The sequence below is a fragment of the Arthrobacter sp. SPG23 genome, from assembly GCF_000876655.1.
In the GTDB taxonomy this organism is placed as follows: Bacteria; Actinomycetota; Actinomycetes; order Actinomycetales; family Micrococcaceae; genus Arthrobacter.
The window spans coordinates 167,411-192,349 of the sequence record NZ_JYCN01000014.1; the positions used below are offsets into that span (position 1 = coordinate 167,411).

A 24,939-nucleotide genomic window follows, 5' to 3' on the forward strand; every position below is an offset into this window, starting at 1 on the left:
TTCCCCTGGGAGCCGGTTGCCACGACGCTGAACCCACACGGAATTCCTCCTTACATCCAAAGGACACAACACATGAGCACCACCGGATCCATTGCTGCCGAGGCCCGGACCGCACGCATGGAGCGTTCCACGAGCGAATCGTCCGTGCTCGTCGAAATCAATCTTGACGGCACGGGCATCTCGGACATCAGCACCTCGGTTCCGTTCTACGACCACATGCTGACGGCGTTGTGCAAGCACTCGCTCATCGACATGACGGTCAAAGCTACCGGCGACATCCACATCGACGTCCACCACACCGTGGAGGACGTAGCCATCACCTTTGGCGAGGTACTTCGCACAGCCCTGGGCAACAAGGCCGGCATCCGCCGCTTCGGCGAAGCCACGGTGCCCCTGGACGAAGCCCTGGCCCACGCCGTGGTTGACGTCTCCGGACGCCCCTACCTGGTGCACGGCGGGGAGCCTGCGGGCCAGGAATACCACCTGATCGGCGGGCACTTCACGGGTTCGCTGACCCGTCACGTGTTCGAAGCCATCACCCTGCACGCCGGCATCTGCCTGCACATGAACGTCATCGCGGGCCGGGATCCGCACCACATCGTGGAGGCCCAGTTCAAGGCTTTTGCGCGGGCGTTGCGCGCAGCCGTGGAACCTGATCCCCGCGTGGAGGGCATCCCCTCCACCAAGGGTGCACTGTGACCGGCCCGGTCCTTCGCGACGGAGCTATTTTTGATCCTGCCGCGAATGCGAAGCCGGCGTCTCCCGAGGGCAAGCCCACTGTCACCGTCCTGGACTACGGCTCCGGGAACGTCCGCTCAGCCGTGCGGGCTCTGGAGCGTGCAGGCGCCGAGGTGATCCTCAGCGCCAAGCCGGAAGACGTACTGAATGCCGACGGACTGCTGGTGCCGGGGGTCGGCGCCTTCGAAACCGTCATGCGCGAACTCAAGGCAGTGGACGCCATCCGGATGATCGGCCGGCGCGTCGCAGGCGGCCGTCCCGTCCTGGGCATCTGCGTAGGCCTCCAAGTGCTTTTCGAAGCCGGAGTGGAGCACGGCACCGAAGCGGAGGGCATGGGGGAATGGCCCGGCAAAGTTGAACTGCTGCCTGCCGAAGTGGTGCCCCACATGGGCTGGAACACCGTGAAGGTTCCGGAAGGATCCAGGCTCTTCGAGGGCGTCGAAAACGAACGCTTCTACTTTGTCCACTCCTACGGTGTGCAGCACTGGGACTTTGACGTCATCCAGCCCCGCATGGCGGCCCCGCTCGTCACGTGGTCCGAGCACGGCGCACCGTTCGTCGCCGCCGTGGAGAACGGGCCGCTGTGCGCCACCCAGTTCCACCCGGAAAAGTCCGGCGACGCCGGCGCCCGGCTGCTCCGCAACTGGGTCAACAGCCTGCGGCGCGGCCAGGGTGCCGCCCCCGCAGCCGCCCCTGCCGGTACCGGACCGGCCGCCTAGATGTGGTCGATCGTCCTGATGGGCCTCGCCGGCCTGCTCGTCGGCGGGGCGTTGTCCTTCAGGCAGCAGCACAAGCCCCTCTGGACCCAGATCGTTTTCTACATTCTGGCCGGAATGGCGCTGCTGGCCGCCTACCTGCTTACCCTGCCGGCCAGCTAGCCGGGCCCGAACCTCCCGATCAACGCAGCTTCACTACAACCTGAGGACCTGAAGATGACCACCGAAACGCCGCTGCCCGTACTGGAACTGCTGCCCGCCGTCGACGTCGTGAACGGCCAGGCGGTCCGCCTGGTCCAGGGCGAAGCCGGCAGCGAGACGAGCTACGGCACGCCGCTGGAAGCTGCGCTCAACTGGCAGGAACAGGGCGCCGAGTGGGTCCACCTTGTGGACTTGGATGCCGCCTTCGGCCGCGGCTCGAACGCGGAACTGCTCCGCGAAGTGGTGGGCCGGCTGGACATCAAGGTGGAACTTTCCGGCGGCCTGCGCGATGATGAGTCGCTCGAAAAGGCCCTGGACCTGGGCGTTGCCCGCGTGAACCTTGGCACCGCTGCCCTCGAAAACCCGGAGTGGACGGCGCGCGCCATCGACCGCTTTGGCGACAAGATCGCCGTCGGCCTCGACGTTCGCGGAACCACGCTGGCAGGCCGTGGCTGGACCAAGGAAGGCGGCGACCTCTGGGACGTGCTGGCACGCCTTGAAGAGGCCGGCTGCGCCCGCTATGTGGTCACCGACGTCACCAAGGACGGCACCCTGCAGGGCCCCAACGTTGAGCTGCTCCGCCAGATGGTGGAAAAGACGGGTAAGCCGGTGGTGGCCTCGGGCGGCATCTCCAGCCTGGAAGACCTCAAGGTCCTGCGCTCCCTTGTTCCCCTGGGCGTTGAAGGCGCCATCGTTGGCAAGGCGCTCTACGCCGGTGCGTTCACGCTGCCGGAAGCGCTGGATGTAGCCGGCCGCCGCTAGGCAGGCAGCCATCATGGAACAGCGACCTCCAGCTTCCCGGGAACTGCCCGGCCACATCGCGGCCGCCCTGGCCGGCTCCGGCGGCGCCACGGATTCCGCCGGGCAGCCCTGGGCGGGCCGCAGCCTCGCCGGCGAGGATGCGAAGATCCATAACTTCGAGGACGACGACGGCACGGCCGACGCCGGTTTCCTCGCCGCCGTCACGGCTCTCCGCTCGGCCGCGGGCGACGAAGCTGCCGTGGTGGCGTCCCTGGCCAACGCCCGGGTTTTCGTTCCGATCGTTGCCCAGCTGGCCGAAGAGAGCGAACACCCGGCCGGTCCGGAAGGTCAGCAGCACGGGGACAAGCTCCACGGGGATAAGCAAGCGGATATGGCGCTCGTAACGCTGAAGGCGCCGGACGGGCGGACGGCGATGCCCGTCTTCACGTCGGCCGCGGCGCTGGAAGCGTGGCACCCGCAGGCCCGGCCGGTGGCGGTGTATGCCGCCCGGGCGGCACTGTCCGCGGTGTCCGAAGGTGCCGAACTCCTGGTCCTGGACCCCGGCTCCGAGTACACGTTCGTCGTCCGCCGGCCGGCCGTCTGGGCCCTCGCCCAGCAGCAGGAATGGCTGCCGTCCTACGCAGATCCCGAGCTTGCCCGCGCCATGGCGGAGGCAACAGCCGGCTACCCGCCCGTGCGGCGTGTCGAACTCGCGCCGGGAGGCGGTGTCGCCTCGGCAACAGCCGGCGGCGCTATTGTGCCGGGCGGCGGTCCGGGCCCGGAGCTCCGGGTGGTGTTGTACCTGGCAGACGGCCTGGATGCGGCCGGCGTCCAGGCGCTAGTGGCAGGACTTAACGCCGAGTGGTCCCGGAATGCAGTCTTCGCCGAGCGGGTTGACTCGATCGAGGTAAAGTTGCAGCGCGTAGCAGAGTAGCCGGCGGCAGGCGGGGCACACCCCGGTCCTCCCTCCGACAGGATGAAGGACGTAGCCCGTGAATTTCGCTCTTTACAAGGAGCTCTTGGCAGTCAGGCCCATCAGGCGTCTGCTGACTGTCGGAATGATAGCCCGCATTCCGCACTCCGCGGCCGGAGTGCTGCTGACGCTGCACATCGTCCTGACCCTGGGCGAGGGTTATGCCGCCGCCGGGGCCGCGGCAGCGGTGATGACCATTGGCATCGCCCTCGGTGCACCGTGGCGGGGGCGGCGGGTGGACACCGTAGGCCTTCGCAAGGCATTGATTCCTTCCGTGGTCTCGGAGACTGTCATCTGGTCCGTGGTGCCGCATGTTTCCTACCAGTGGCTGCTGGCGCTCGTGTTCGTCGGGGGACTCCTCACGCTGCCCATCTTCAGCGTGGTGCGACAGTCCCTGGGCGTGCTGGCAAGCGGCGAGCAGCGGCGGACGGCATTCGCGCTGGATGCGATCTCCACGGAACTGGTCTTTATGCTCGGCCCGGCCGCCGGCGCCATTGTGGCCACCGCCGGGTACTCGGTTGTCGGGCTGACCGTGGTGGGCGTCTGCACGTCCGTGGCCGGACTCTTCCTGATGCGGTTCAACCCGCCCACCCGCAGTGCGGCGCCGGATGAAGAATACGAAACGGACCAGCAGGAAGGCGCGGAAGTTGCGGTCGTCGCGGCGTCTCCGGCGCACCTGCAGGAAGCAGCGGCGGAACTCGCTCCCGTAGCGGCCGGTGAGCTCCGTCGCTCAGGCTTGCGGCACACGGTGGCACACAACTTCGCCTGGTTTACCGCAGCCGTGGCGGCGGTCTTCGCCGTGGCCGCCGGGGCAGGCATGGTGCTCAGCGGCACGGACGTGGGGATCGTTGCCGCATTGGAGACCGGGGGGCATCAGGCGGAGATCGGGCTGGTCTTTCTCTTCTGGTGCGCGGCTTCCGTGGTCGGCGGCCTCCTCTACGGCGCGATGCACCGGCCGGTTTCGCCGATTCTCCTCCTGCTCGGCATGGCCGCCCTCACCATCCCGATGGGGTTCGCCCGGGACACGCTGACGCTGTGCCTGCTGTCGTTGCTGCCCGGGTTGCTGTGTGCTCCGGTCCTGTCCGCTGCGTCGGAAAAGGTGGCGGACCTTGTGGAGGAGGCCCGCCGCGGCGAGGCCATGGGCTGGTACGGGTCCGCGCTCACCGCCGGCGTGGCCCTCGGCGCTCCCCTGGCGGGGGTGTTCATCGACGGAATCGGGCCGTCCGCCGGATTTGTTTCGGTGGGCGCTGCCGGGGTTGTGCTCTGCCTGTTCGGCCTGGCGCTGCAGCACCGGAGGCGCCGGCGCGGCGTGGTTGCCGAGGCCGGCTAAATTCCCGGACAGACACGACGACGGCGGCGGGCGGACCGGATTGGTCCGCCCGCCGCCGTCGTGCGACCCGTTGAAGTGCCTAGTTAACCGGCCCGGTGTACTTTTCCCCCGGACCCTTGCCGGGGGCGTCCGGAATGATCGACTCCTCGCGGAACGCCAACTGCAGGGAACGCAGCCCGTCGCGCAACGGGCCGGCGTGCTGGGAACCAATCTCCGGCGCTGCGGCGGTCACGAGTCCGGCCAGGGCGGTGATCAGCTTACGGGCCTCATCCAGGTCCTTGAGCTCCTCGGCATTTTCCTCGGCGGCAAGGCCGAGCTTGACGGCCGACGCGCTCATGAGGTGCACAGCGGCGGTGGTGATGACCTCGATGGCAGGGACCTCGGAGATGTCGCGGATCTGCTGCGACACCTGCTCCTGGCCGTCCCGCTGACCGGCGGCGGGCTCGAAAACGTGTGAATTACTGTCTGAAGTGCTCATACTGGTAAGCTTGTCACAGACCGACTGAATGTCGTTATTTTTCTATGTGGAACCAGCTACTGCGAATGTGCAGTATCCGGGCTTCAGTCTGTAGAATCGACTTCAGTTTGCAAGCGGAGTTCTCTCCCACCCGCGTCAGCCGTTTTCCCGGAAGTCATTTCCGCGGAAGCCAAGGTTGCCGGGTACTTGGTCGGGCGGTCCACGGCAGCGTCAGTTGCCAGGAACGCGTACAGCCTCTCCGGAGGCGGCGTACATCCGATCTTCGAGGCCTTCGATTGCTCCGGCAATTGGGGGCCTTCTCTATTTGCCGGTGGAATACTCATCTCAACCACAGGAGTTCTAACATTAGCGAGCCAAGAATCAATGAGCGTATCCGCGTCCCCGAGGTGCGGCTGGTCGGCCCTGCAGGTGAACAGGTAGGAATCGTCCGTATTGAGGACGCCCTGCGTTTGGCTGCCGAGTCCGACCTTGATCTCGTTGAAGTTGCACCGCAGGCCAAGCCTCCGGTGTGCAAGCTGATGGACTTCGGCAAGTACAAGTACGAAGCCGCTGTCAAGGCACGCGAGGCCCGGAAGAACCAGACCAACACGGTTCTCAAGGAAATCCGTTTCCGGCTGAAGATCGACACCCACGACTACGAGACCAAGCGCGGCCACGCCCTCCGCTTCCTCGGCGCCGGGGACAAGGTCAAGGCCATGATCCAGTTCCGCGGCCGCGAACAGCAGCGTCCGGAAATGGGCATCCGCCTGCTCCAGCGCTTCGCCGACGACGTCGCCGAAGTGGGCGTTGTCGAGTCCAGCCCCCGTATCGACGGCCGCAACATGGTCATGGTTGTGGGTCCGCTGAAGAACAAGGCTGAGGCCAAGGCCGAAGCTCGCCGTGCGACGCAGCGCGCTGAAGCCAAGGCGCAGAACGAAGCCAAGGCCAGCGGCCGTGTTGACGTCAGCCGCGACCAGCCCGCTATGACGCAGTCCCTTGCGGACCTGCTTCCTGAGGGTTTCGCGGTAAACACCGAAGAAGCAGCGCCCGAGGCCAGCACTGAGGCCGCTCCGGTCTCGGCCAGCGCCGAGGCACCTGCCGAAGCGGTTGCGGCACCGGAAGCCGAGGCCCCGGCCACGGAAGCTCCCAAGCAGGAAGCCCCGAAGCAGGAGGCCCCTGCCGAGGAAGCTCCCAAGGCGGCACCGGTCAAGGAAGCTCCGAAGCAGGAAGCTCCGAAGCAGGCAGCGCCGAAACGCGAGGCCCCCAAGGCAGCGCCGCGTCCTGCGGTCAGCAAGCCTGCAGCGGCCAAGGCACCTGAGGCGCCCAGGCCTGCAGCGGCCGCCCCCGTGGCGCCGAAGCCGGCCGGAGTGCCCTCGCCGCCCAAGCCGGTAGCACGGCCCGCTGCGCCCAAGCCTGCAGCACGGCCGGCCGCTCCCAAGCCGGGCACCAAGAAGACCAACTAGTTCAAAGCTGCGCGCAGCATCGCCCGCGCGCAGCAAGCAACCAGCACGCCGCCCGCAGGGGTGGCTGCACGAAAGACTGCAGACATGTCTGCGGATACGTAAGGAGATCGGTTCCCATGCCGAAGATGAAGACCCACAGTGGTGCTAAGAAGCGCTTCAAGCTGACCGGCAGCGGCAAGCTGCGCCGCCAGCAGGCAAACCGCCGCCACTACCTCGAGCACAAGTCCTCCAGGCTGACCCGTCGCCTCGCCGGCGACAAGATCGTCTTCAAGGGCGACGCCAAGGTCATCCGGAAGATGCTCGGCATCTAAGTTCCAAGTTCTCTGACAGCTCGCCACCTGGCAGCGGTCAACTACCAAAAAGGCTTCTCAGGCCAGCCGGTTGTTCCGGCAGTAGTCGCTTGGGATCAGAATTCTGAAGGAGTACGCACGTGGCACGTGTGAAGAGGGCGGTCAACGCCCACAAGAAGCGCCGGGTTATCCTTGAACGCGCAAAGGGCTACCGTGGACAGCGTTCACGCCTGTACCGCAAGGCCAAAGAGCAGCTGCTGCACTCGTTTGTGTACAGCTACGGTGACCGCAAGAAGAAGAAGGGCGACTTCCGCCGCCTGTGGATCCAGCGCATCAACGCTGCATCCCGCGCCAACGGCCTGACCTACAACCGTCTGATCCAGGGCCTGAAGGCCGCTGAGGTCGAGGTTGACCGCCGTATGCTGGCCGAGCTGGCTGTTTCCGACGCCAACGCTTTCGCCGCCCTGGTGCAGGTTGCCAAGGACTCGCTGCCTGCTGACACTTCCGCGCCGGCCGTCTCGGCTGAAGCCGCCCCGAAGGCCAAGGCTGCCAAGAAGCCTGCCGCCAAGAAGGCCGCTGCGAAGAAGCCTGCCGCCGAAGAGGCCGCCAAGTAGCACCCGTTCTGGGTAGTTCAAGGACTGGTGGCAACAGCCACTAAAGTTCTTATATGAACGAAACCGGGCGCCCGCAAGATTTTCCACTCTCCAACCCCCGAGCTGATCGGGTGAGGGATGTGGCAAAGCTTGCCGGGCGCCCGGCCCGTTTAAAGCGCGGGCAGTTCCTGGCTGAGGGGCCGCAGGCTGTCCGGGAGGCCCTGGTGCTGCATCAGAAAAGAATTGCGGCGGGGGAGCCCGGGGTGGTCCACGAAGTATTCGCCAGCGAAGCCTGCCTGGACCGGTACCCCGAATTCGAGGAGCTGGCCGACGGTGTCAACGCCCGGCTCGCCACGGACGAGGTGCTCGCCGCCATGGCGGACACCGTCAATCCCCAAGGCATCATCGCCGTTTGCGCCTTCGTGGACGTGGCCCTTGACGCAGTGCTCGACGCCGGGCCCGGTCTGATCGCCGTCCTGTGCCAGGTACGGGATCCCGGCAACGCGGGAACCGTCCTGCGGGCGGCCGACGCTGCCGGGGCCGACGCCGTCGTACTGACCGCCTCCAGCGTGGATATCTACAACCCCAAGGCCGTCCGCTCCACCGCCGGCTCATTGTTCCACCTCCCCGTGGTCCTCGGCGCCGACCTGGAAGAGCTGGCCAGCGCCTGCCGCGAACACGGTATCGGCATCCTGGCCGCAGACGGATACGGCCAGCTGGACCTTGACCAGCTCCAGGACGAAAACGCCGCCCGGAGGCTGGGCGCTTCCGGCGCTGGCTCGGCCTATGATCTTGGGCAGCCCACCGCGTGGTTGTTCGGCAACGAGGCCCAGGGTTTGTCGGACGCCGAACTGTCGCTTGCCGACCACCGGGTGGCCGTTCCTGTCTACGGCTCCGCGGAAAGCCTGAACGTGGGCACAGCGGCCACGGTGTGCCTCTACGCAAGTGCGCGTTCGCAGAAGCGGGCCTGAACGCAAAAGGCGGGGGCCCACCTTCCGGTGGGCCCCCGCCGTCGTAATTTCCACCATCCGGCACCTTGGGTGCCTTAAGCGGTGGTGAGTGTCGTTATGTGGTCTTGCTCCTGCCGGTGATGAAGCCGTAGATTCCGGCGACAACCAGGCCGCCGACGATGGCGAGAAGCCAGGAACCGAGGTTCCAGAATTCCATTTTGCCGCCGCCGAACAACAGGTCGCCGATCCAGCCGCCGACGATGGCGCCGACAACACCAAGAACGAGGCTGGTGACCCAGCCGCCGCCGACCTTGCCAGGCATGATTGCCTTGACGATTGCTCCTACAATGAGTCCGAGAATGATCCAGCCAAGAAAGCCCATGTCTCCTCCTACATATTCGTCGGAACTCTCTACGGGTCCCGATTATGGATTCAAGCTAACACAGGTGTGATTGCTTGTCAGCAGGCTTAGTTTCAATGTTTTTGGTGTCGCCCGCAGTGCCCCGCATTGGCCCCTTGCGCGTCGGGCAGCGGCAGGCGGGTACGGTATTCCTTGCGGGCATCAGCATTGCGCGGTGATCGCACCTGCAAATTTCCGGCAATCCCTGAAGAGGAGAAGCTCACTTGGCTGCAAATGGCGGTACCAAGGCGATCGTCGCGGCTCTGGCTGCAAACCTGACCATCGCTGTACTGAAGTTCGTCGCTTTCATCCTGACGCTGTCGTCGTCAATGCTGGCCGAGGCAATCCACTCCCTTGCCGATTCGGGCAACCAGATCCTCCTGCTGGTGGGCGGAAAGCGCGCCAAGCGTGCCGCGAGCCCCGAACACCCCTTTGGCTACGGACGTGAGCGCTACATCTACGCGTTCATCGTCTCGATCGTGCTCTTCAGCGTGGGCGGCCTCTTTGCGCTGTACGAGGCATGGGGAAAGATTCAGCACCCCCACGCCATCGAAGGCGACTTCTGGTGGGTTCCGCTGGCCGTGCTGATCGGGGCTATCATCGCCGAATCCTTCTCGTTCCGGACAGCAATCGTCGAGTCAAACCACTCGCGTGGCAAGCAGAGCTGGGTGCGCTTTGTCCGTAACGCCAAGCAGCCTGAGCTCCCGGTCATCCTGCTGGAGGACCTGGGCGCGTTGGTGGGCCTGGTGTTTGCGCTGTTCGGCGTGAGCCTGACGCTCATTACCGGAAACGGCATCTGGGACGCCCTGGGAACCGCGATGATCGGCTTCCTGCTGGTGGCCATCGCCATCGTTCTTGCGATGGAGACCAAGTCGCTGCTGCTCGGCGAGTCCGCTACCAAGGCGGATGTCGTCAGGATCAGCGGCGCGCTTGAGGCCGACGGGACCAAAATCATCCACCTGAAGACCCTCCACCTCGGACCCGAGGAACTGCTGGTAGCTGCCAAGATCAGCGTCGGCTCCGCTGCCACCGGTGCAGAGATTGCCAAGGCAATTGACGACGCCGAAAGCCGCATCCGCGAGGCGGTGCCCATTGCGCGGGTCATCTACTTGGAACCGGACGTGGAGCGCGCGCACGTCTGACCCGGACGGCGGGACCTACTCCACCTGCGGAAGGCCGCTGGTTTCCCCGCCTGTAGAGGCAGGCTAGGAAACCAGCGGCCTTTTGCGTTCCAGCAGGCCGCTGATGACCGCCACCGCGAGGCCCAGGATTGCCAGCACTGCACCGACAAGGGCTGGCGCGACGTACCCCCAGCCCCAGGCGATCACCAGGCCGCCGAGGAAGGCGCCGAGGGCGTTCGCCACATTCAGGGCCGCGTGGTTGAGCGAGGACGCCAGGGACGGGGCATCGGGGGAGGCGTCCAGCAGGCGCGTCTGCAGGGCGGGCACCAGCAACGAGCCGGCACCGCCCACCACAAACACCATGACGAAAGCGGACCACGGCCAGTGGACGGCCACCGCGTAGACGACCAGCGCGACGGCGATGCCCGGCAGGACCCAGTAGATGGTGCCCATGACCGATTTGTCCGCAATGCGGCCGCCCACGATGTTTCCGGCCACCATGCCCAGCCCGTAGAGGGCCACCACCAAGGGGAGGAACGCCGGGGGAATGCCCGCCACGGAAGTCATGGTGTGCGCAATGTACGTGTAGGTGGCAAAGAATCCGCCGAAGCCGACTATTCCGATCAGGATGGCTAGCCAGACCTGCAGCCGTTTCAGGGCGCCAAGTTCGCGGCGGATGCTGGCGTCCGGATGCGCTTCCTGGAACGGGACGAACTTCCAGAGCATGGCGAGCGTCACCAGCCCGATCACGCCGACGAGCACGAAGAGCAGGCGCCACCCGAACGCCTGGCCCAGCCACGTGGCGAACGGAACCCCGATCACGTTCGAGATGGTCAGTCCGGCCATCACCATGGAAATCGCCCAGCCCCGCTTGGTCGGAGCGACCAGCGAAGCGGCAATTACGGCTGCAACGCCGAAGAAGGCTCCGTGAGGCAAACCTGCCGCGAACCGGGACACCAGCATGGTGCCGTAATCCGGAGCAATGAAGGACGTGAGGTTGGCCAGGCTGAAAAACAGCATGAGGCCCAGGGCGAGGTGCTTGCGGGGGAGCTTGGCGCCTACGGCTGCCAGGAGTGGTGCGCCGATGACAACGCCGAGCGCGTAGGCCGAGATGAGGTGGCCGGCTTCCGGGGTGCCGATGTTCAGCCCCTGTTCCACCTCCTTGAGCAGTCCCATCATGGTGAATTCGGTGACACCGATACCGAATCCGCCCATCGCGAGGGACACGATGGCCAAGGCGAGGTGGCTGGTTCCGGCCTTCGGCTTGGCAGTGCTGAGGGTGGGCGTGGAGGTCATGGGCCTGCTTCTCGAAAGTTCTGGTTCATCGGAGGTTTGGTCAGAGCGCAGCATAAAGTCTGATTACTTCAACGTAGGGGGAGGGGGCCGTATTCCGCAGCGGTCGCTTGTCCGGAGTGCCGTTCCGGGGCGCCGGCGGAACCAGCCACCCCTATTGTCCCCCATAGACTGGTGCGGTGACTGGACTCATCAATGTTGTTGGCGGAGCTGTGGTGGATTCCCTGAGCTTCCCTGCCCGGCTCCTGGTGGCCAGGAGGACTGCGCCGCCCCAGTTTGCCGGCATGTGGGAATTCCCGGGCGGGAAGGTGGAACCCCGCGAGTCGGCGGAGGACGCGCTGCACCGGGAACTCCGTGAGGAGCTGGGAATCGGGGTGCGGCTCGGCGCTGAACTGCCGGCCGAAACCGCAGCCGGCTGGCCCCTCAATGCCAAGGCCTCGATGCGCGTGTGGTTTGCCGAGATCGCAGACGGCGAACCCCGCCCTTTGGAAGATCACGATGAGCTGCGCTGGATTGCACTCGCCGGAAGTGATGAAGCTCTCACCCTGCCGTGGATACCCGCAGATTTCCCGATTGTCCGGGCCCTGCTGGCAGCGGTTGAAGGTCCAGGGCGGCATTAGCCGGAATCGTAACGGACGGTCAGAACAGCGTGGGCTGAGCAGGCTCCGCACCCGCGCTGGTTCCCGGGCCTGTTCTTGCTGCGGGGATGCTGCCGGCGGGGTACTGCGCGTCCTCTTCCCTCGGGTCGCCGGCCAGGTCACGGTGGCTGAACCCGTGCGAACCGTAAAAGCCGTGCCTGGACTTGAAGTAGCGGATCCGTCCCGCGAGCCACTCGCGGTACTCCTTGGACGCGTAGGAACCCGTGCCGTACAGCCGGCGGTAGCGGCCCGCCAGTTCGGGGTGACGGGCAGCGATCCATTGCATAAACCACTCACGCGTGCCCGGCTTCAGGTACAGGGCGCCGGCCGTGACGCCCGTGGCGCCGGCTGCAGCCAGCGAGCCAAACAACGAGTCCAGCGCGTCGTCGCTGTCGGACAGCCACGGCAGGATGGGCATGGCCATCACACCGCACGGCAGGCCGGCGTCCCGAAGCCTCGAGACGAGCTTGAGCCGCGCCCTGGGGCCCGGAGTGCCCGGCTCGACGGCCTCGGACAATTGCTCGTCGGTCATGGCCAGCGAGATTCCGATCCCCACGGGTACCTGCGTGGCGGCGTGCTTGAGCAGCGGAATATCCCGGGCCAGCAGCGTTCCCTTGGTGAGGATGGACAGGGGCGTCCCTGAGTCGGCGAGGGCGCGGATGATGCCGGGCATCAGTTGATACCGGCCCTCGGCCCGCTGATACGGATCCGTGTTGGTTCCCAGTGCTACATGGTGATGACCCCACGAAGGCTTGGCCAGTTCCTTCCGCAGGACCTCGGCGGCGTTGATCTTGACCACCACCTGGCTGTCAAAATCCAGGCCGGCATCAAAGTCCAGGTACGTGTGGCTTTTACGGGCGAAACAGTACACGCAGGCGTGGCTGCAGCCGCGATAGGGATTGACGGTCCATTCGAACGGCATGCGCGAACCGGCCGCCACTTTGTTGAGCACTGATTTGGCTGTGACCTCATGGAAAGTGACGCCGGCAAATTCGGGGGTTGATACGGAACGCACCAGGCCGGCCAGGGGCAGCAAGGCGTCGGCGGCCGGGGCCGGTGCGTTGCCGGCGGTGGTGTCCGTCAACGCCGGCCGGAGTGCTTGTGCGTCCCATCTCATGGCTACCATTCGAAGGTATGTTCTAATGAATGTCAAGGGCCCGGAAGCCACTGTCGGTGCGTGGGCGGTTGCTAGGCTGGGGCAATGATCCTCCTCACCGGGTTCGAACCCTTTGGCGGCGAAGCCATCAATCCGTCCTGGACCGCTGCGGAAGCAGCCTCTGGAATCCTGCAGGCTGAGGGCCATGCCGTCGCCGCGGTACAACTGCCGTGCGTGTTCGGACAATCCATCACAGTGTTGGAGGATGCATTGCAGCGTTACCGCCCGGACCTGGTGGTCTGCGTCGGCCAGGCCGGCGGCCGGCCGCGGATCTCCCTGGAACGGGTCGCGATCAACTGCGACGACGCCCGTATCCCGGACAACGCGGGAAACCGTCCCGTGGACGAGGCAGTGGTTCCCGACGGGCCGGCAGCCTACTTCAGTTCACTGCCTGTGAAGGCGGGCCTTGAGGCCCTGCGTGCCGCGGGAATACCGGCCGAGGTTTCACAAAGTGCCGGCACCTACGTCTGCAACCACGTCTTCTACGCACTCATGCACACACTCAACAGTGGCCGCGCAAGCGGTGGTTCCCCCAGCAACGGTTCGCCCGCAACCCGCGGCGGATTCATCCATGTCCCGTATGAGACGCAGCAGGTGCCCCGGGGCAGCGGCACTCCGTCGCTGCCCGCCGCCATGATGGCGGAGGCGCTCGCCGTCGTCGTCCGGACCGCGCTGGCGACCACCGCGGACATCAAGCTGCCCGCGGGCAGCGTCCACTAGCTCGTCACCGGAGCTCCCAGACGACGTCCACCGTGGCGGAGACGCCGGACTGCCCGGCTTCGATCCCTACGGAGTCCGTGGCCATGGCACGCTGCATCTTCGCAACCGGAATCGGCCCCGACGGTCCGGGCCGCTGGGTGACGGATACCACCGGGCCGAGCTCGGCGCCCGCCAGCGAGGCGAACTGCCCGGCCGTGGCCAGGGCATCCTGCCAGGCGGCCTCCCGCGCCTGCGACGTCACGGCCGCCGGATCGGCGAATCCGAGCTCCAGCCCGTTCAGCCGGACGTCGTTGCCGCCGGCGGCCACCGCCCCCGCGATAACCTCGGAGGAACCGGCAACGTCCCGCAGCCGGACGGCCAGGATGCTTGATGCGATGTAGCCCGCGACAGTCTGGCCCTGCCCCTCCTTCCACACTACGTCGGCGCGGACGTTCAAGCCCGAGGTGCTGATGTCCGGGTCGGATACACCGTGCTCCCGCAGTACCGCCGATATCGCCGCCGCGGCCCTCCCCGCTGCCGCATAGGCGGCACCGACGTCCTCCCGGCGGCATTCCACCCCGATGGAAACTGTCAGCAGGTCCGGTACCGCTTCGGCAGTGCCGGACCCGGTGACCGTGACGGTCCTGGTGATTTCGGTCATGTCATGCCTCAATTCCATTGTTTGCAGCGCTGCCCGTGCGGCGACTGTCCGTTCCGCGGCGACCCGTTCCGGGGTGGCGTCTATCAACGTAGCCGCCGGCCTCCAACCCCGCCATACGTTCAAAAACGTTGGCGGAGCCCGGGTTTCCCGTCCGCAGCAGCGACCACCCGGCAGCGATGAAGTACAGCGGAAGGAACGGCAGGCCCAGGCACCACGCATACTGGCTGCTGTGCCGTTCCTCATGGCCCAGCAGCTCCGGGCTGGAGAGTGCCTCAGGCGCGTGGGCCCGGAAAAGCACCACGTTCCCCACGGTGAACGCCCGGGCGAAGGGGAGCCGCCAGCGGTAGTCCGTGGCGATCAGCAGGCCGCGGGGTCCGGTGCACACGGAGGTGCGGGCGCACTTCGCCAGCAGCAGGCCTAGAAGCGTCGTTCCATTCAGCAGGTTGGCGCTCTGCCGCAGCCGCTGTCCTGGGGTAATGGGGCCGGTCATGAGGCCATGGTAGCGGGAGCCGGTCATGACCGCCCCAGCCCTGCTGCTCGGGCCTGCAGACTGTCACGTTGGGCCCTGTGGCGCGCTCAGCCGGGTGCCGTCAACTAGACTTGGGGGAGAGTGCCCGCCGGACGAATTCCGGCGAGCCCTGCCCTTTGTCACTTCACGCGGTCCCTGAACAGGGCCGGGCGGAAAGACAAGCCAGTGACGGACACGCTGCCGGTGGACCCGAATGCAGCTGGACAGCTCGCTGGCGAGACCCGACTCGTAGCTAAGAACAGTAGATGACTGAAACTTTGCCGGGCGCTGCCATCCCGAACCCTCTGGATGAAGCCGCCATTACTGCCGCCGTAGACCACGCCGTTGCCGCCATTGCCGCTGCCTCCACCCTTGACGAGCTCAAGGCCGTGAGGCTGGCACACACCGGCGAGAAGTCGCCGCTGAGCCTCGCCAACCGCGAAATCGGCGGACTGGCGAAGGACCAGAGGGCCGCTGCCGGAAAGCTCATGGGCGCCTCCCGCGGACGCGTCAACAAGGCGCTCGCGGACCGTACCGCCGAGCTCGAAGCTGAAAACGACGCACGGATCCTCGTCGAGGAGACCGTGGATGTCACGGCAGCTCCGCGACGCCGCCGCGCCGGTGCGCGCCACCCGCTCTCCACCCTGCAGGACCGTGTGGCGGACATCTTCGTAGGCATGGGCTGGGAAATTGCCGAGGGACCCGAGGTTGAATCCGAGTGGTTCAATTTCGACGCCCTGAACTTCAAGCCGGACCACCCGGCCCGGGAAATGCAGGACACCTTCTTCGTGGAGCCCCCCGAAGCCCACCTGCTGATGCGCACGCACACCTCCCCGGTGCAGGTCCGCTCCATGCTGGAACGCGACGTGCCCATCTACGTGCTCTGCCCGGGCAAGGTGTTCCGCACCGACGAACTCGATGCCACGCACACCCCGGTGTTCCACCAGTTCGAGGGCCTGGCCATCGACAAGAAGCTCAGCATGGCGGACCTCCGCGGCACGCTGGAGCACTTCGCCCGGCAGATGTTCGGCGACGAAGCCCAGATCCGCCTGCGCCCCAACTACTTCCCGTTCACCGAGCCGTCCGCGGAACTGGACATCTGGCACCCGGGCGCCAAGGGCGGTCCGCGCTGGATCGAGTGGGGCGGCTGCGGCATGGTCAACCCCAACGTCCTCCGCGCCGCCGGCATTGATCCGGACGTCTATTCAGGTTTTGCCTTCGGCATGGGCATCGAGCGCACTCTTATGTTCCGCAATGAGGTGGGCGACATGCGCGACATGATCGAAGGCGATGTACGTTTCAGCGAGCACTTCGGGATGGAGATCTAACAGTGCGTATCCCACTTTCCTGGCTGCGTGAATTCGCGCAGGTACCGGCCGGAGCAACGGCCGAAGACGTCATGGCAGAACTGGTCAAGGTCGGTTTTGAAGAAGAAGCAGTCCACCGCCCCACGGACGCACTCCGCGGTCCCGTGGTGGTGGGCCAGGTACTGAGCCTGGTCAAGGAACCGCAGACCAACGGCAAGACCATCAACTGGTGCCAGGTCCGCGTGGTCCCCGAGGGCCAGGAACAGACCCTCACCGGTGAGGGCATCGACCCGTCCGGCGTCCAGGGCATCATCTGCGGCGCCCACAACTTCGTGGAAGGTGACAAGGTCGTCGTCACCCTTCCCGGTGCCGTGCTGCCCGGCGACTTCCACATTTCCGCCCGGAAGACCTACGGCCACCTGTCCGCCGGCATGATCGCCTCGGTCCGTGAACTGGGCATCGGCGAGGACCACGACGGCATCCTGGTGCTCTCCCGGATCGGGCTGGATCCCGAAATCGGCACCGACGCCATGGAGCTGCTGGGCCTCTACGACCAGGCCGCCGAAATCAACGTCACCCCGGACCGCGGCTACGCGTTCTCCATCCGCGGCGTTGCCCGCGAATACGCCCACGCCACCGGGACAGCCTTCACGGACCCGGCGTCGAAGGTGCAGGCACCGGCCGAACTGGCTGGCGGCTACGGCGTCAAGCTCAACGACGACGCTCCCATCTACGGCAAGCCGGGATGCGACCGTTTCGTGGCCCGTACCGTCCGCGGCGTCGACGCCACCAGGCCGACGCCGCCGTGGATGGTCTCGCGCCTGCGGCTGGCCGGCATCCGCTCCATCTCGCTGCCGGTGGACATCTCGAACTACGTGATGCTGGAACTCGGCCAGCCCACGCACTGCTATGACCTGGATAAGCTGTCCGGCGACATTGTGGTCCGGCGCGCCGTGGCGGGGGAGAAGATCACCACCCTGGACGACAAGGAGCGGAAGCTCGACGTCGAGGACCTCCTCATCACCGACGGCTCCGGCGCGATCGGCATTGCCGGTGTCATGGGCGGCGCCGCCACCGAGGTGAGCGATTCGACGTCGAACGTCCTGGTTGAAGCAGCGCACTTCGACGAGGTGTCGATCGCCCGGTCACGGCGCCGGCACAAGCTGCCCTCCGAAGCGTCCAAGCGCTTCGAACGCGGCGTGGACTGGCAGGTTGCCGGCATCGCCGCGCAGCGGGTGGTTGACCTCCTGGTGGAGCTGGCCGGCGGTACGGCCGATGAGGCCGGGACCGACGTCGGCACGGCACCTGACGCCGTAAGCATCGAGTTGCCTGCGGCATTCGCCGCGGCCCGGATCGGCATCGACTTCACCGAGGAACAGATCGTCACGTCGCTTGAGGACCTCGGCGCTGCCGTGGTGAAGAATGACGCCGGCTGGACGGTCACTGCCCCGAGCTGGCGGAACGACTTGGAAACCAAGGAAGACCTTTCCGAGGAAATCGCCCGGCTGGTGGGCTACGACCAGATCCCGGCGACGCTCCCCGTAGCGCCTCCCGGCCGCGGGCTGACCCGCGTCCAGCAGCAGCGCCGCCGCCTGGTCCAGGCTCTGGCCGACGCGGGGCTCACCGAGGTCCTGGCCTACCCGTTTGTTTCCAAGGCGTCCAACGACACCTTCGGCGTGGCTGAGCAGGGGGCGGAGCGCAAGGCCGTCAAGCTGGCAAACCCGATCAGCGAGGAACAGGGCTACCTGCGGACGTCCATCCTGCCCGGGCTGATCGAGGTGGCCAAGCGCAACCACTCGCGCGGCTTCCGCGACCTGGCGGTCTTCGAAGCGGGACTGGTCTTCCTGCCGGGGGACACGGTGGGTACCGCCTCGATTCCGCCGCTCGGCGTCAAGCCCGCTGACAAGGTGCTGGATGCCCTGTACGACGGCGTTCCGGACCAGCCGCTGCACGTCGCCGCGGTCCTGACGGGCCACGATTCGCCTGCTGCCGCGTCGCACACTCCGCGTGCCTGGGACTGGGCCGACGCGCTGGATATCGCCCGGCTTGCCGGCGACATCTTGGGTGTCGAAATTGTCGTCAGCCAGGGCCACCACCAGGCCTACCACCCGGGACGCGCCGCCCGGCTGTCGCTGCGCTCGGGCGAAGTCATCGGCTATGCCGGTGAACTGCACCCCAAACTGCTGGCCGCGCACGACATGCCGGCCCGCTCGGTGGCGCTTGAGCTCAACGCCGATGCCCTCTTCGAAGCCGCCGCGGACGTCATCGTGGCCAAGCACATTTCCGGCTTCCCGGTGGCCACCCAGGACGTTGCCCTGGTGGTTCCCAAGGACATCCCTGCTGACGAGGTCCTGGCCGCCCTCCGCGAAGGAGCCGGCGAACTGCTGGAGGACGTGGCGCTGTTTGACGTGTACGCAGGAAAGGGCATCGAAGACGGCAAGAAATCGCTGGCCTTCGGCCTCCGCTTCCGTGCCGCCGACCGGACGCTGACGGCCGATGAAGCCTCTGCCGCACGCGAAAGCGCCGTGGCTGTGGCTGCCGAACGGTTCGGAGCCGTTCAGCGTTAAGCCGTTCAGCGCCGGTTCCTTCGGCGCCTGCACGTGGAAGGGCGGGCCATGGCATCACAACTTGTTGTGCGTGCCTGCCCGCCCTTTGGCATGTCCGGGCCGGACGCCGCCGAGGCGGTCGCCGGGCTGGAACGCAGGACCGGTGAACTCCTGGACCGCCCTGAACTCGAGCGTGCCCGTGCCATGGTGCCCCGGGCACGCGCGGATTTCCTCGCCGCCCGTCTGGCCCAGCACCTGTTGGCCGCGGAGCTTCTCGGTGTGCGCGCCCGGGATCTTGCCGCCAGTTACAGCTGTCCGCAGTGCGGCACCGGACCGGGCGTTTCCCACGGGCGGCCGGGTTACACCCTGGACGGAGTGCCGGTGCCCCTGCTGCTGAGCCTGTCCCGGGCTGCCGGCTGGACCCTGCTGGCGGCTGTGACGGCGCCCGCTGCGGGGCAGCGGCTGGGCGTCGACGCCGAGGATCCGCAGCGGTTGGAGTTTGAGGGCTTCGACACGGTGGCGCTGACCCCGGCTGAGCGACGGGCCGTGGCGCCGTTGCACGGGACTGCCCTGCTGCGTGGGCGTGCCCGCCTGTGGGCGCGGAAGGAGGCCTTCCTGAAGATGACAGGGGAGGGCCTCAGACGGGCGCCTGAGGCGCTTGACGTGCTTGACCGGCCCGGCATCCGGGATCTGGCCTCCGCCGAATCGGGGCTGCCGGACGATCTGGTTGCCGCCGTCGCCCTCGGCTGAAGCGCCGGCACCGTGAAACGCCCGCCGGGATGAAGCGCAGGCCGCTACCGCACGGGCAGGGCCGGCAGTGCCTCTTCGAACAGCCAGGGATGGAGCAAAGCTTCGGAATCGATTCCGGCCACGCGGTCCGCTGTCTGGATGAACCCGGCAGTGGACACTGATCCGTGGCGGTTGCTGGCCGCCCACTCGTGCAGCAGCGCAAAAAAGGCGAGGTCGCCGCACCGGATCCGCAGCGCATGCAGAGCCAGGGCGCCGCGCTTGTACACCCGGTCGTCGAACATCAGCTCCGGCCCGGGGTCACCGACCATGAGATCCTGGCGCCCGCCGTCGAGCTTCCGCCAGGCGGCCGCAGCGCGGTCCGCAACGCTCATGACCCCGGCCGCCTCGGACCAGATCCACTCCGCGTAGCACGCGAATCCCTCGTGGAGCCAGATGTCGCTCCAGGCCGCAACCGTCAGGGAATTGCCGAACCACTGGTGGGACAGTTCGTGGGCGATCAGCCGCTGCGACTCCCACCCCGTCGTCAGGTGGTTGGGGCCAAGGATGGCGAGCGTCTGGGCTTCCAAGGGAATTTCGAGCTCGTCCTCCGCCACCACCACGGTGTACTCCTGGAATGGATAGGGGCCGAAGCTGTTGACGAAGGCCCGCATCATCTCCGGCTGTCGGGCCAGGCCGCGGCGTGCAGCATCCGCCAGGGCGGCAGGGACGGCGACATGCTGAGCCACGCTGCCGGGAACCGCGGTGGTGTCGAGGGTCAGTACGTCATAGCGGCCGATCTGGACCGTGGCGAGGTACGTCGCCATCGGTTCGGCCTGCTCGTACGTCCAGGTCTCACGGCTGGAGCCTGTCTTTCGGGAGACCAGCAGGCCGTTGCAGACGGCCCGGTAGTTGGCCTCCGTGGTGACGGCGATCCGGTAGCTGGCCTTGTGCTGGGGGTGGTCGTTGCAGGGGAACCAGGAGGCGGCGCCGTTGGGCTGGCCCGCCACCAGCACGCCGTCGGTAAGTTCCTCCCAGCCCACCTCGCCCCAGAGGCCGCGGCGGGGAGCAGGGTTTCCCTCATACCGGATGTCCAGCGTGAAGCGATCGCCCGGCAGCAGGGCCGCGTCGGGGAAAACCACCAGCTGCTCCGCCCGCTGGCTGAACCTGCGCACCCTCTTGCCGTTCAGGGACACCTTGACGGCGCGCAGTCCCGCGAGATCCAGGACAACGGCCGACGTCGGCCGCTCCGCTTCCGCATGCAGGACGGCCCGGCCGCTCAGCCTGTTGCTGGCCAGTTTGTAGTCCAGGTCCAGTTCGTACCGTGTGACCCGGTAGGCGTTCGTGCCGTGCCCGGGGACGTAGGGATCCGGCGAGCCTGACGTCTCGTCCGGCCGGCGCGTGCCGCCAGGGCTGGATGGTGCTGCAAAACTCATAAACTGGCCTTCATCTCGCGGAAGTGGACGCCGGGGTTGACCGTGCTGGAGCTACTTGAGCCGCGGAGCCGGCACTGCCGGTCCGGCCCACGGGCTCACCGGATTGCCCATCCAGTACGTCGCGGCGGGAACGGTTTCCCCGCGCATGACCAAGGATGCCGGACCCACCGTCCCACCCTTCGCGATGCGGGCCCGCGGGAGGATGACGCCGTGTGGTCCCATGGTGGCTCCATCTTCGAGCGTAACAGTGTCAATGCTCATGATCCGGTCGTGGAAAAGGTGGGTCTGGACCACGCAGCCCCGGTTGACCGTCGAGCTTTCGCCCAGCGTCACAAGGTCCGCTTCCGGCAGCCAGTAACTCTCGCACCAGGTGCCGCGTCCGATCTTCGCACCCAGCCCGCGCAGCCACCACACCAAGGCCGGAGTGCCTGACGCTGAACGCGCGAACCACGGTGCGCTCACCATTTCGATGAAAGTATCCACTACCTCGTTCCGCCAGATGAAGGAACTCCACAAGGCGTGCTCGCCGGGCTTGATCCTTCCCACCAGCAGCCATTTGGCCGCCACGGCGCTGGCGGCGGCAGCGGCACCTGCGCCGAGGATCACGATGCCGCCCAGGAGCGCTGCGGTGCCGTAGCCCCACGCGGAGGCGAGCCAGTCGAAGGCGAGCATGACGCCGGCGGCCAGGCCGACGGTGAGCACTACCGGAATGAACCGGCAAAGCTCCCACAGGGCGCGCGCCACCTTCAGCCGCCGCGGCGGCTGGAAGGTCAGGGTGTTGTCCGTGGCGATGGCAGTACGCCGCAGCCGGACCGGAGGACTGCCCAGCCAGGAGGTGCCCGCTTTGGCCTTGGCCGGGGTGGCCGAGAGGACGGCCACCAGCGAGTTCTTGGGCACGCTTCGTCCCGCCCCCGTCATTCCGGAGTTACCGAGGAAGGAGCGTTTGCCGATCTTGGCGGGGGCAATCCTCATCCAACCGCCGCCCAGTTCATAGGAGGCCACCATGGTGTCGTCCGCGAGGAAGGCGCCTTCGCCGACGGTTGTCATTTTGGGCAGCAGGAGGACGGTGGAGGCCTCCACGTTCTTGCCCACCTTGGCTCCCAGCAGGCGGAGCCAGACCGGCGTGAACAGGCTGGCGTAGATCGGAAACAGGACATCCCGGGCCAGGTCGAGGACACGTTCCGTGGCCCAGACCTGCCAGCCGATCCGGCTCCGCACCCTGAAATACCCTTCCTTGAGTCCGACTCCCAGCAACCGGGTGGTGGCAAGGATCAGCAGGAGGTTGGTGACGAACCAGGTGAGCGCTGCCAGGGGCAGCGAGGCAAGGACCTGGGGCGCGGCGGCAGATAGGGACCCGCTGCCGCGGATGAACATGAACACCACGATCGCCGCGGCGGCGGCGGAAAGGTAGGGGATGGTGGCCAGCACCGCTGATGCTGCAGCAAAGGCCGCGAACCAGAGCCGCCCGATCAGCGGATGCGCCGGTGGCGGCACGTCCGGCCACGCCTGCTTGGCCTTGCCGATCCGCTCGGCGGGGGAACCTGAGACCAGCTGCCCGGCCTTGACCTTTCCGAGGACCGCCGACCCCGGCTCCACTTGGGCGCCGGCTCCGATACTGGTGCCGGGCATGAGCGTGCTGCGTGCCCCCACCGTTGCGCCGGCCCCGACATGCACCCGGCCGATGTGGACGGAGTCGCCGTCGATCCACCAGCCGGAGAGGTCCACTTCCGGCTCGATGTTGCAGCCGCGCCCCAGGGACAGCATTCCCGTAACCGGCGGCAGTGAATGCAGCTGCACGTCATTGCCGATCTTTGACCCGAGCGCCTTCGCATAGTAGGGAACCCAGGGAGCACTTGCCAGGCTGATGGCGCCCGACAGGTCCTGGATCTGTTCCGCCAGCCACAGCCGCAGGTGCACCTTGCCCGACCGGGGGTAGGTACCGGGAACCACGCTGCGGAGGAGCGTCCGGGCTGCCAGGACCGAAAGGGCCATCCGTCCGGCCGGGCTCACGAAGACCAGCCATGACGCAGCCACCCACCACCAGGAGACAACCGGAGCAGCCGTAAAGCCGGCAAGGGATGCAAGAAGGTTGTTGGCAACCATCACGTAGGTCAGCCAGCGCATGCCCACCAGAATGTGCAGGGGGACGCCCATCAGTGTCTGGAAAACCTGCGATTTCCGTGCCGTGGGCCGGACCTCCCGCTCAGGCGCCGGCCCGGCAATTCCCTCGGGCAGGGATTGCCGGGCGGCGTCGATGAGCGCCCCGACCCGGGGAGTGGCGTAAATGTCGGCCACCGTAATCGTGGGATAGCGGACCCGCAATGCCGATACCAACTGGGCAGCAGCAAGTGATCCGCCGCCGTGCGCGAAGAAGTCCGCATCCAGGCTCGACGCCGGTGTACCCAGCACGCTGCCCCACTGCTCCACGATCCAGCGCGCGTCGTCGGGAAGGTTCAGCGGGGCTTTGTCCGCATCAGCGGCTCCCGCTCCGGCCAACGGCCACGGCAGGGAGTGCCGGTCCACTTTTCCGCTGGTCTTGGTGGGCAGCGATTCCACCACGGCCAGGAGCGGGATGAGCGGTGCCGGGAGGCTGTGTCCCAGTAGTTCCCGGGCCGCGGCGAGGTCGAGTTCCGCGGTGCCCGCAGCGGCGAGGTAACCGACGAGGATCTGGTTCCCCGCCGCCGTCGTGCGCACCGCTGCCGCAGCTCCGGCGACATCCGGCAGGGCCTGCAGTGCGGCGTCAATCTCGCCGAGTTCAATCCGCCGGCCCCCCAGCTTCACCTGCTCGTCGGCGCGTCCCATAAAGATGAGGCCCGCCGCCTCGTAGCGGACCAGGTCTCCGGACCGGTAGGCCCGGTTCCAGCCGAGGGACGGCATGGGCGCGTACTTTTCCGCATCCTTGGTGGGGTCGAGGTACCGGGCCAGCCCCACGCCGCCGATGATGAGCTCGCCCACCTCTCCTTCGCCCACCGGAACGCCGTTGGCATCCACCACGGCAAGGTCCCAGCCGTCCAGCGGCAGGCCGATCCGCAGGGGGCCCGGCACGCCCAGCGGCGCCGCGCAGGCAACCACGGTAGCTTCCGTGGGGCCGTAGGTGTTCCAGACTTCCCGGCCGTCGACGGCGAGGCGCTCCGCGAGCTCCGGGGGGCAGGCTTCGCCGCCGAAAATAAGCAGCCTCACGTTCTCCAGCGCTTCGGCCGGCCACAGCGCAGCAAGGGTGGGCACCGTCGAAACCACCGTAATCCCGTGGCTGATCAGCCACGGGCCGAGGTCCATGCCCGTCCGGACCAGGGACCGCGGGGCAGGAACAAGGCAGGCTCCGTAGCGCCAGGCCAGCCACATTTCCTCGCAGGACGCGTCAAAGGCCACGGAGAGTCCGCCCAATACCCGGTCCTGGGGGCCGATCGGTTCGTCCTGCAGGAAAAGACGGGCCTCGGCATCCACGAACGCCGCTGACGAGCGGTGCTGGACGGCCACACCTTTGGGCGTGCCTGTGGAGCCTGAGGTAAAGATCACCCAGGAGTCGTCGTCGGGCTCCGGCATCCGGGGGTGCGGGAACGGCCGGGGACGCTTGCTGTCCGTGACGATCCGGCCGTCGGCCCGGAGGATGGCGGCGACGCGGGCTTCGCTGAATACCAGCTTGGCGCGTTCGTCGGGGTCATCGGCGTCCACCGGCACGTAGGCCGCGCCGATCAGCATGATGGCCAGGATCGAAACGTAGAGCCGGTTGGTGCCGGACGGGATGCGGACGCCGATCTTGTCGCCGGCACCGAGGCCCGCCAGGTGAAGCTCCCGTGCCGTGGCCCGGACGTCGGCCATCAGCTGCGCGTAGCTCAGGCGCCGGTGGCCGTCGTCCAGGGCAGAAGCCTCGGGAAAGTTCCGGGCCGTGTCTTCGAGGATGTCGATCAGCGTGCGCTCCGGCGGCGCAGCGGCGGCGCCCGGCAGTTGCGGCGGGTGCACGTTCCGCACGGCCGGAAGTGCCGTGCGTCCTGCCAG

Annotated in this window: 24 protein-coding genes; 16 read left to right on the forward strand and 8 right to left on the reverse strand. The window is 67.0% G+C overall.

Annotated features, from left to right (window positions below):
- Positions 1-72: 72 nt before the first annotated feature.
- The 6 genes from hisB to TV39_RS07555 are packed head-to-tail and all read left to right on the forward strand — an operon-like array spanning position 73 to position 4,699.
- Positions 73-699, forward strand: coding sequence for an imidazoleglycerol-phosphate dehydratase HisB (gene hisB, locus TV39_RS07535; protein ID WP_028271935.1), 627 nt, complete (start codon positions 73-75; stop codon positions 697-699).
- A complete protein-coding gene (gene hisH, locus TV39_RS07540; protein WP_043480177.1) occupies positions 696-1,457 on the forward strand; it encodes an imidazole glycerol phosphate synthase subunit HisH in 762 nt (253 codons plus the stop codon). Before hisB ends, hisH begins: the two co-directional genes overlap by 4 nt.
- Complete coding sequence (locus TV39_RS22355) at positions 1,458-1,616, forward strand: hypothetical protein (protein ID WP_200890974.1); 159 nt, start codon at positions 1,458-1,460, stop codon at positions 1,614-1,616. It abuts the gene before it with no gap.
- A gap of 54 nt (positions 1,617-1,670) precedes the next feature.
- Positions 1,671-2,417, forward strand: a complete 747-nt coding sequence (priA, locus tag TV39_RS07545) for a bifunctional 1-(5-phosphoribosyl)-5-((5-phosphoribosylamino)methylideneamino)imidazole-4-carboxamide isomerase/phosphoribosylanthranilate isomerase PriA (protein ID WP_043480179.1) — start codon at positions 1,671-1,673, stop codon at positions 2,415-2,417.
- Between the two features lie 13 nt (positions 2,418-2,430).
- Entirely contained in the window at positions 2,431-3,330 is a 900-nt protein-coding gene (locus TV39_RS07550) for an SseB family protein (RefSeq protein ID WP_043480180.1), read from the forward strand.
- A gap of 58 nt (positions 3,331-3,388) precedes the next feature.
- A complete protein-coding gene (locus TV39_RS07555; RefSeq protein WP_043480183.1) occupies positions 3,389-4,699 on the forward strand; it encodes an MFS transporter in 1,311 nt (436 codons plus the stop codon).
- Positions 4,700-4,778: 79 nt separating this feature from the next.
- On the opposite strand, the gene TV39_RS07560 is transcribed toward TV39_RS07555, so the two are convergent.
- On the reverse strand, positions 4,779-5,177 hold the full coding sequence (locus TV39_RS07560; RefSeq protein WP_043480185.1) for a DUF1844 domain-containing protein: 399 nt from the start codon (positions 5,175-5,177) through the stop codon (positions 4,779-4,781).
- Between the two features lie 287 nt (positions 5,178-5,464).
- On the opposite strand from TV39_RS07560, the gene infC reads away from it, so the two are divergent.
- From infC to TV39_RS07580, 4 genes are all read left to right on the forward strand, one after another.
- On the forward strand, positions 5,465-6,619 hold the full coding sequence (gene infC / locus TV39_RS07565) for a translation initiation factor IF-3 (protein WP_268747742.1): 1,155 nt from the start codon (positions 5,465-5,467) through the stop codon (positions 6,617-6,619).
- A gap of 116 nt (positions 6,620-6,735) precedes the next feature.
- Positions 6,736-6,930 (forward strand): 50S ribosomal protein L35, encoded by a 195-nt coding sequence (gene rpmI / locus TV39_RS07570; RefSeq protein WP_009358635.1) that lies wholly within the window; start codon positions 6,736-6,738, stop codon positions 6,928-6,930.
- A 119-nt stretch (positions 6,931-7,049) separates the two neighbouring features.
- Positions 7,050-7,523 carry a 50S ribosomal protein L20 gene (gene rplT, locus TV39_RS07575; RefSeq protein WP_043480189.1) on the forward strand — a complete coding sequence of 158 codons (474 nt, stop codon included), beginning with the start codon at positions 7,050-7,052 and terminating at the stop codon, positions 7,521-7,523.
- 53 nt (positions 7,524-7,576) lie between these two features.
- Entirely contained in the window at positions 7,577-8,473 is an 897-nt protein-coding gene (locus TV39_RS07580; protein ID WP_043480191.1) for a TrmH family RNA methyltransferase, read from the forward strand.
- Between the two features lie 94 nt (positions 8,474-8,567).
- Here the strand turns inward: TV39_RS07580 and TV39_RS07585 are convergent, their stop codons facing one another.
- Complete coding sequence (locus TV39_RS07585; RefSeq protein WP_043480193.1) at positions 8,568-8,834, reverse strand: GlsB/YeaQ/YmgE family stress response membrane protein; 267 nt, start codon at positions 8,832-8,834, stop codon at positions 8,568-8,570.
- 242 nt (positions 8,835-9,076) lie between these two features.
- Here TV39_RS07585 and TV39_RS07590 point away from each other — a divergent pair, with 242 nt between their 5' ends.
- Positions 9,077-9,994: a cation diffusion facilitator family transporter gene (locus tag TV39_RS07590; protein WP_043480195.1), complete on the forward strand. Its 918-nt coding sequence runs from the start codon at positions 9,077-9,079 to the stop codon at positions 9,992-9,994.
- 63 nt (positions 9,995-10,057) lie between these two features.
- On the opposite strand, the gene TV39_RS07595 is transcribed toward TV39_RS07590, so the two are convergent.
- Positions 10,058-11,269 (reverse strand): MFS transporter, encoded by a 1,212-nt coding sequence (locus tag TV39_RS07595; protein WP_043480197.1) that lies wholly within the window; start codon positions 11,267-11,269, stop codon positions 10,058-10,060.
- Positions 11,270-11,445: 176 nt separating this feature from the next.
- On the opposite strand from TV39_RS07595, the gene TV39_RS07600 reads away from it, so the two are divergent.
- On the forward strand, positions 11,446-11,886 hold the full coding sequence (locus TV39_RS07600) for a (deoxy)nucleoside triphosphate pyrophosphohydrolase (RefSeq protein WP_043480198.1): 441 nt from the start codon (positions 11,446-11,448) through the stop codon (positions 11,884-11,886).
- 19 nt (positions 11,887-11,905) lie between these two features.
- Here TV39_RS07600 and TV39_RS07605 read toward each other — a convergent pair whose 3' ends face one another.
- Positions 11,906-13,021: an Rv2578c family radical SAM protein gene (locus TV39_RS07605; RefSeq protein ID WP_043480289.1), complete on the reverse strand. Its 1,116-nt coding sequence runs from the start codon at positions 13,019-13,021 to the stop codon at positions 11,906-11,908.
- 84 nt (positions 13,022-13,105) lie between these two features.
- Between TV39_RS07605 and pcp the strand changes: the two genes are divergently transcribed.
- Positions 13,106-13,780 carry a pyroglutamyl-peptidase I gene (gene pcp / locus TV39_RS07610; RefSeq protein ID WP_043480200.1) on the forward strand — a complete coding sequence of 225 codons (675 nt, stop codon included), beginning with the start codon at positions 13,106-13,108 and terminating at the stop codon, positions 13,778-13,780.
- A gap of 4 nt (positions 13,781-13,784) precedes the next feature.
- Here pcp and TV39_RS07615 read toward each other — a convergent pair whose 3' ends face one another.
- Positions 13,785-14,420 (reverse strand): SIMPL domain-containing protein, encoded by a 636-nt coding sequence (locus tag TV39_RS07615; protein ID WP_082049557.1) that lies wholly within the window; start codon positions 14,418-14,420, stop codon positions 13,785-13,787.
- Position 14,421: 1 nt separating this feature from the next.
- Complete coding sequence (locus TV39_RS07620) at positions 14,422-14,910, reverse strand: eCIS core domain-containing protein (RefSeq protein ID WP_052500521.1); 489 nt, start codon at positions 14,908-14,910, stop codon at positions 14,422-14,424.
- Between the two features lie 284 nt (positions 14,911-15,194).
- Here TV39_RS07620 and pheS point away from each other — a divergent pair, with 284 nt between their 5' ends.
- From pheS to TV39_RS07635, 3 genes are read left to right on the forward strand one after another with little or no spacing between them, the layout of a single operon-like run.
- Positions 15,195-16,256 (forward strand): phenylalanine--tRNA ligase subunit alpha, encoded by a 1,062-nt coding sequence (gene pheS / locus TV39_RS07625; protein WP_043480202.1) that lies wholly within the window; start codon positions 15,195-15,197, stop codon positions 16,254-16,256.
- Between the two features lie 2 nt (positions 16,257-16,258).
- Positions 16,259-18,802, forward strand: a complete 2,544-nt coding sequence (pheT, locus tag TV39_RS07630; RefSeq protein WP_043480204.1) for a phenylalanine--tRNA ligase subunit beta — start codon at positions 16,259-16,261, stop codon at positions 18,800-18,802.
- A 48-nt stretch (positions 18,803-18,850) separates the two neighbouring features.
- Positions 18,851-19,531 (forward strand): 4'-phosphopantetheinyl transferase family protein, encoded by a 681-nt coding sequence (locus TV39_RS07635; RefSeq protein WP_043480206.1) that lies wholly within the window; start codon positions 18,851-18,853, stop codon positions 19,529-19,531.
- 44 nt (positions 19,532-19,575) lie between these two features.
- Here TV39_RS07635 and TV39_RS07640 read toward each other — a convergent pair whose 3' ends face one another.
- Together TV39_RS07640 and TV39_RS07645 are read right to left on the reverse strand one after the other, a co-directional pair.
- Positions 19,576-20,943, reverse strand: a complete 1,368-nt coding sequence (locus tag TV39_RS07640; protein ID WP_043480208.1) for a M1 family metallopeptidase — start codon at positions 20,941-20,943, stop codon at positions 19,576-19,578.
- Positions 20,944-20,994: 51 nt separating this feature from the next.
- The gene (locus TV39_RS07645) at positions 20,995-24,939 is read right to left on the reverse strand and encodes a Pls/PosA family non-ribosomal peptide synthetase (RefSeq protein ID WP_235347305.1); all 3,945 of its coding nucleotides are present in this window, start codon (positions 24,937-24,939) and stop codon (positions 20,995-20,997) included.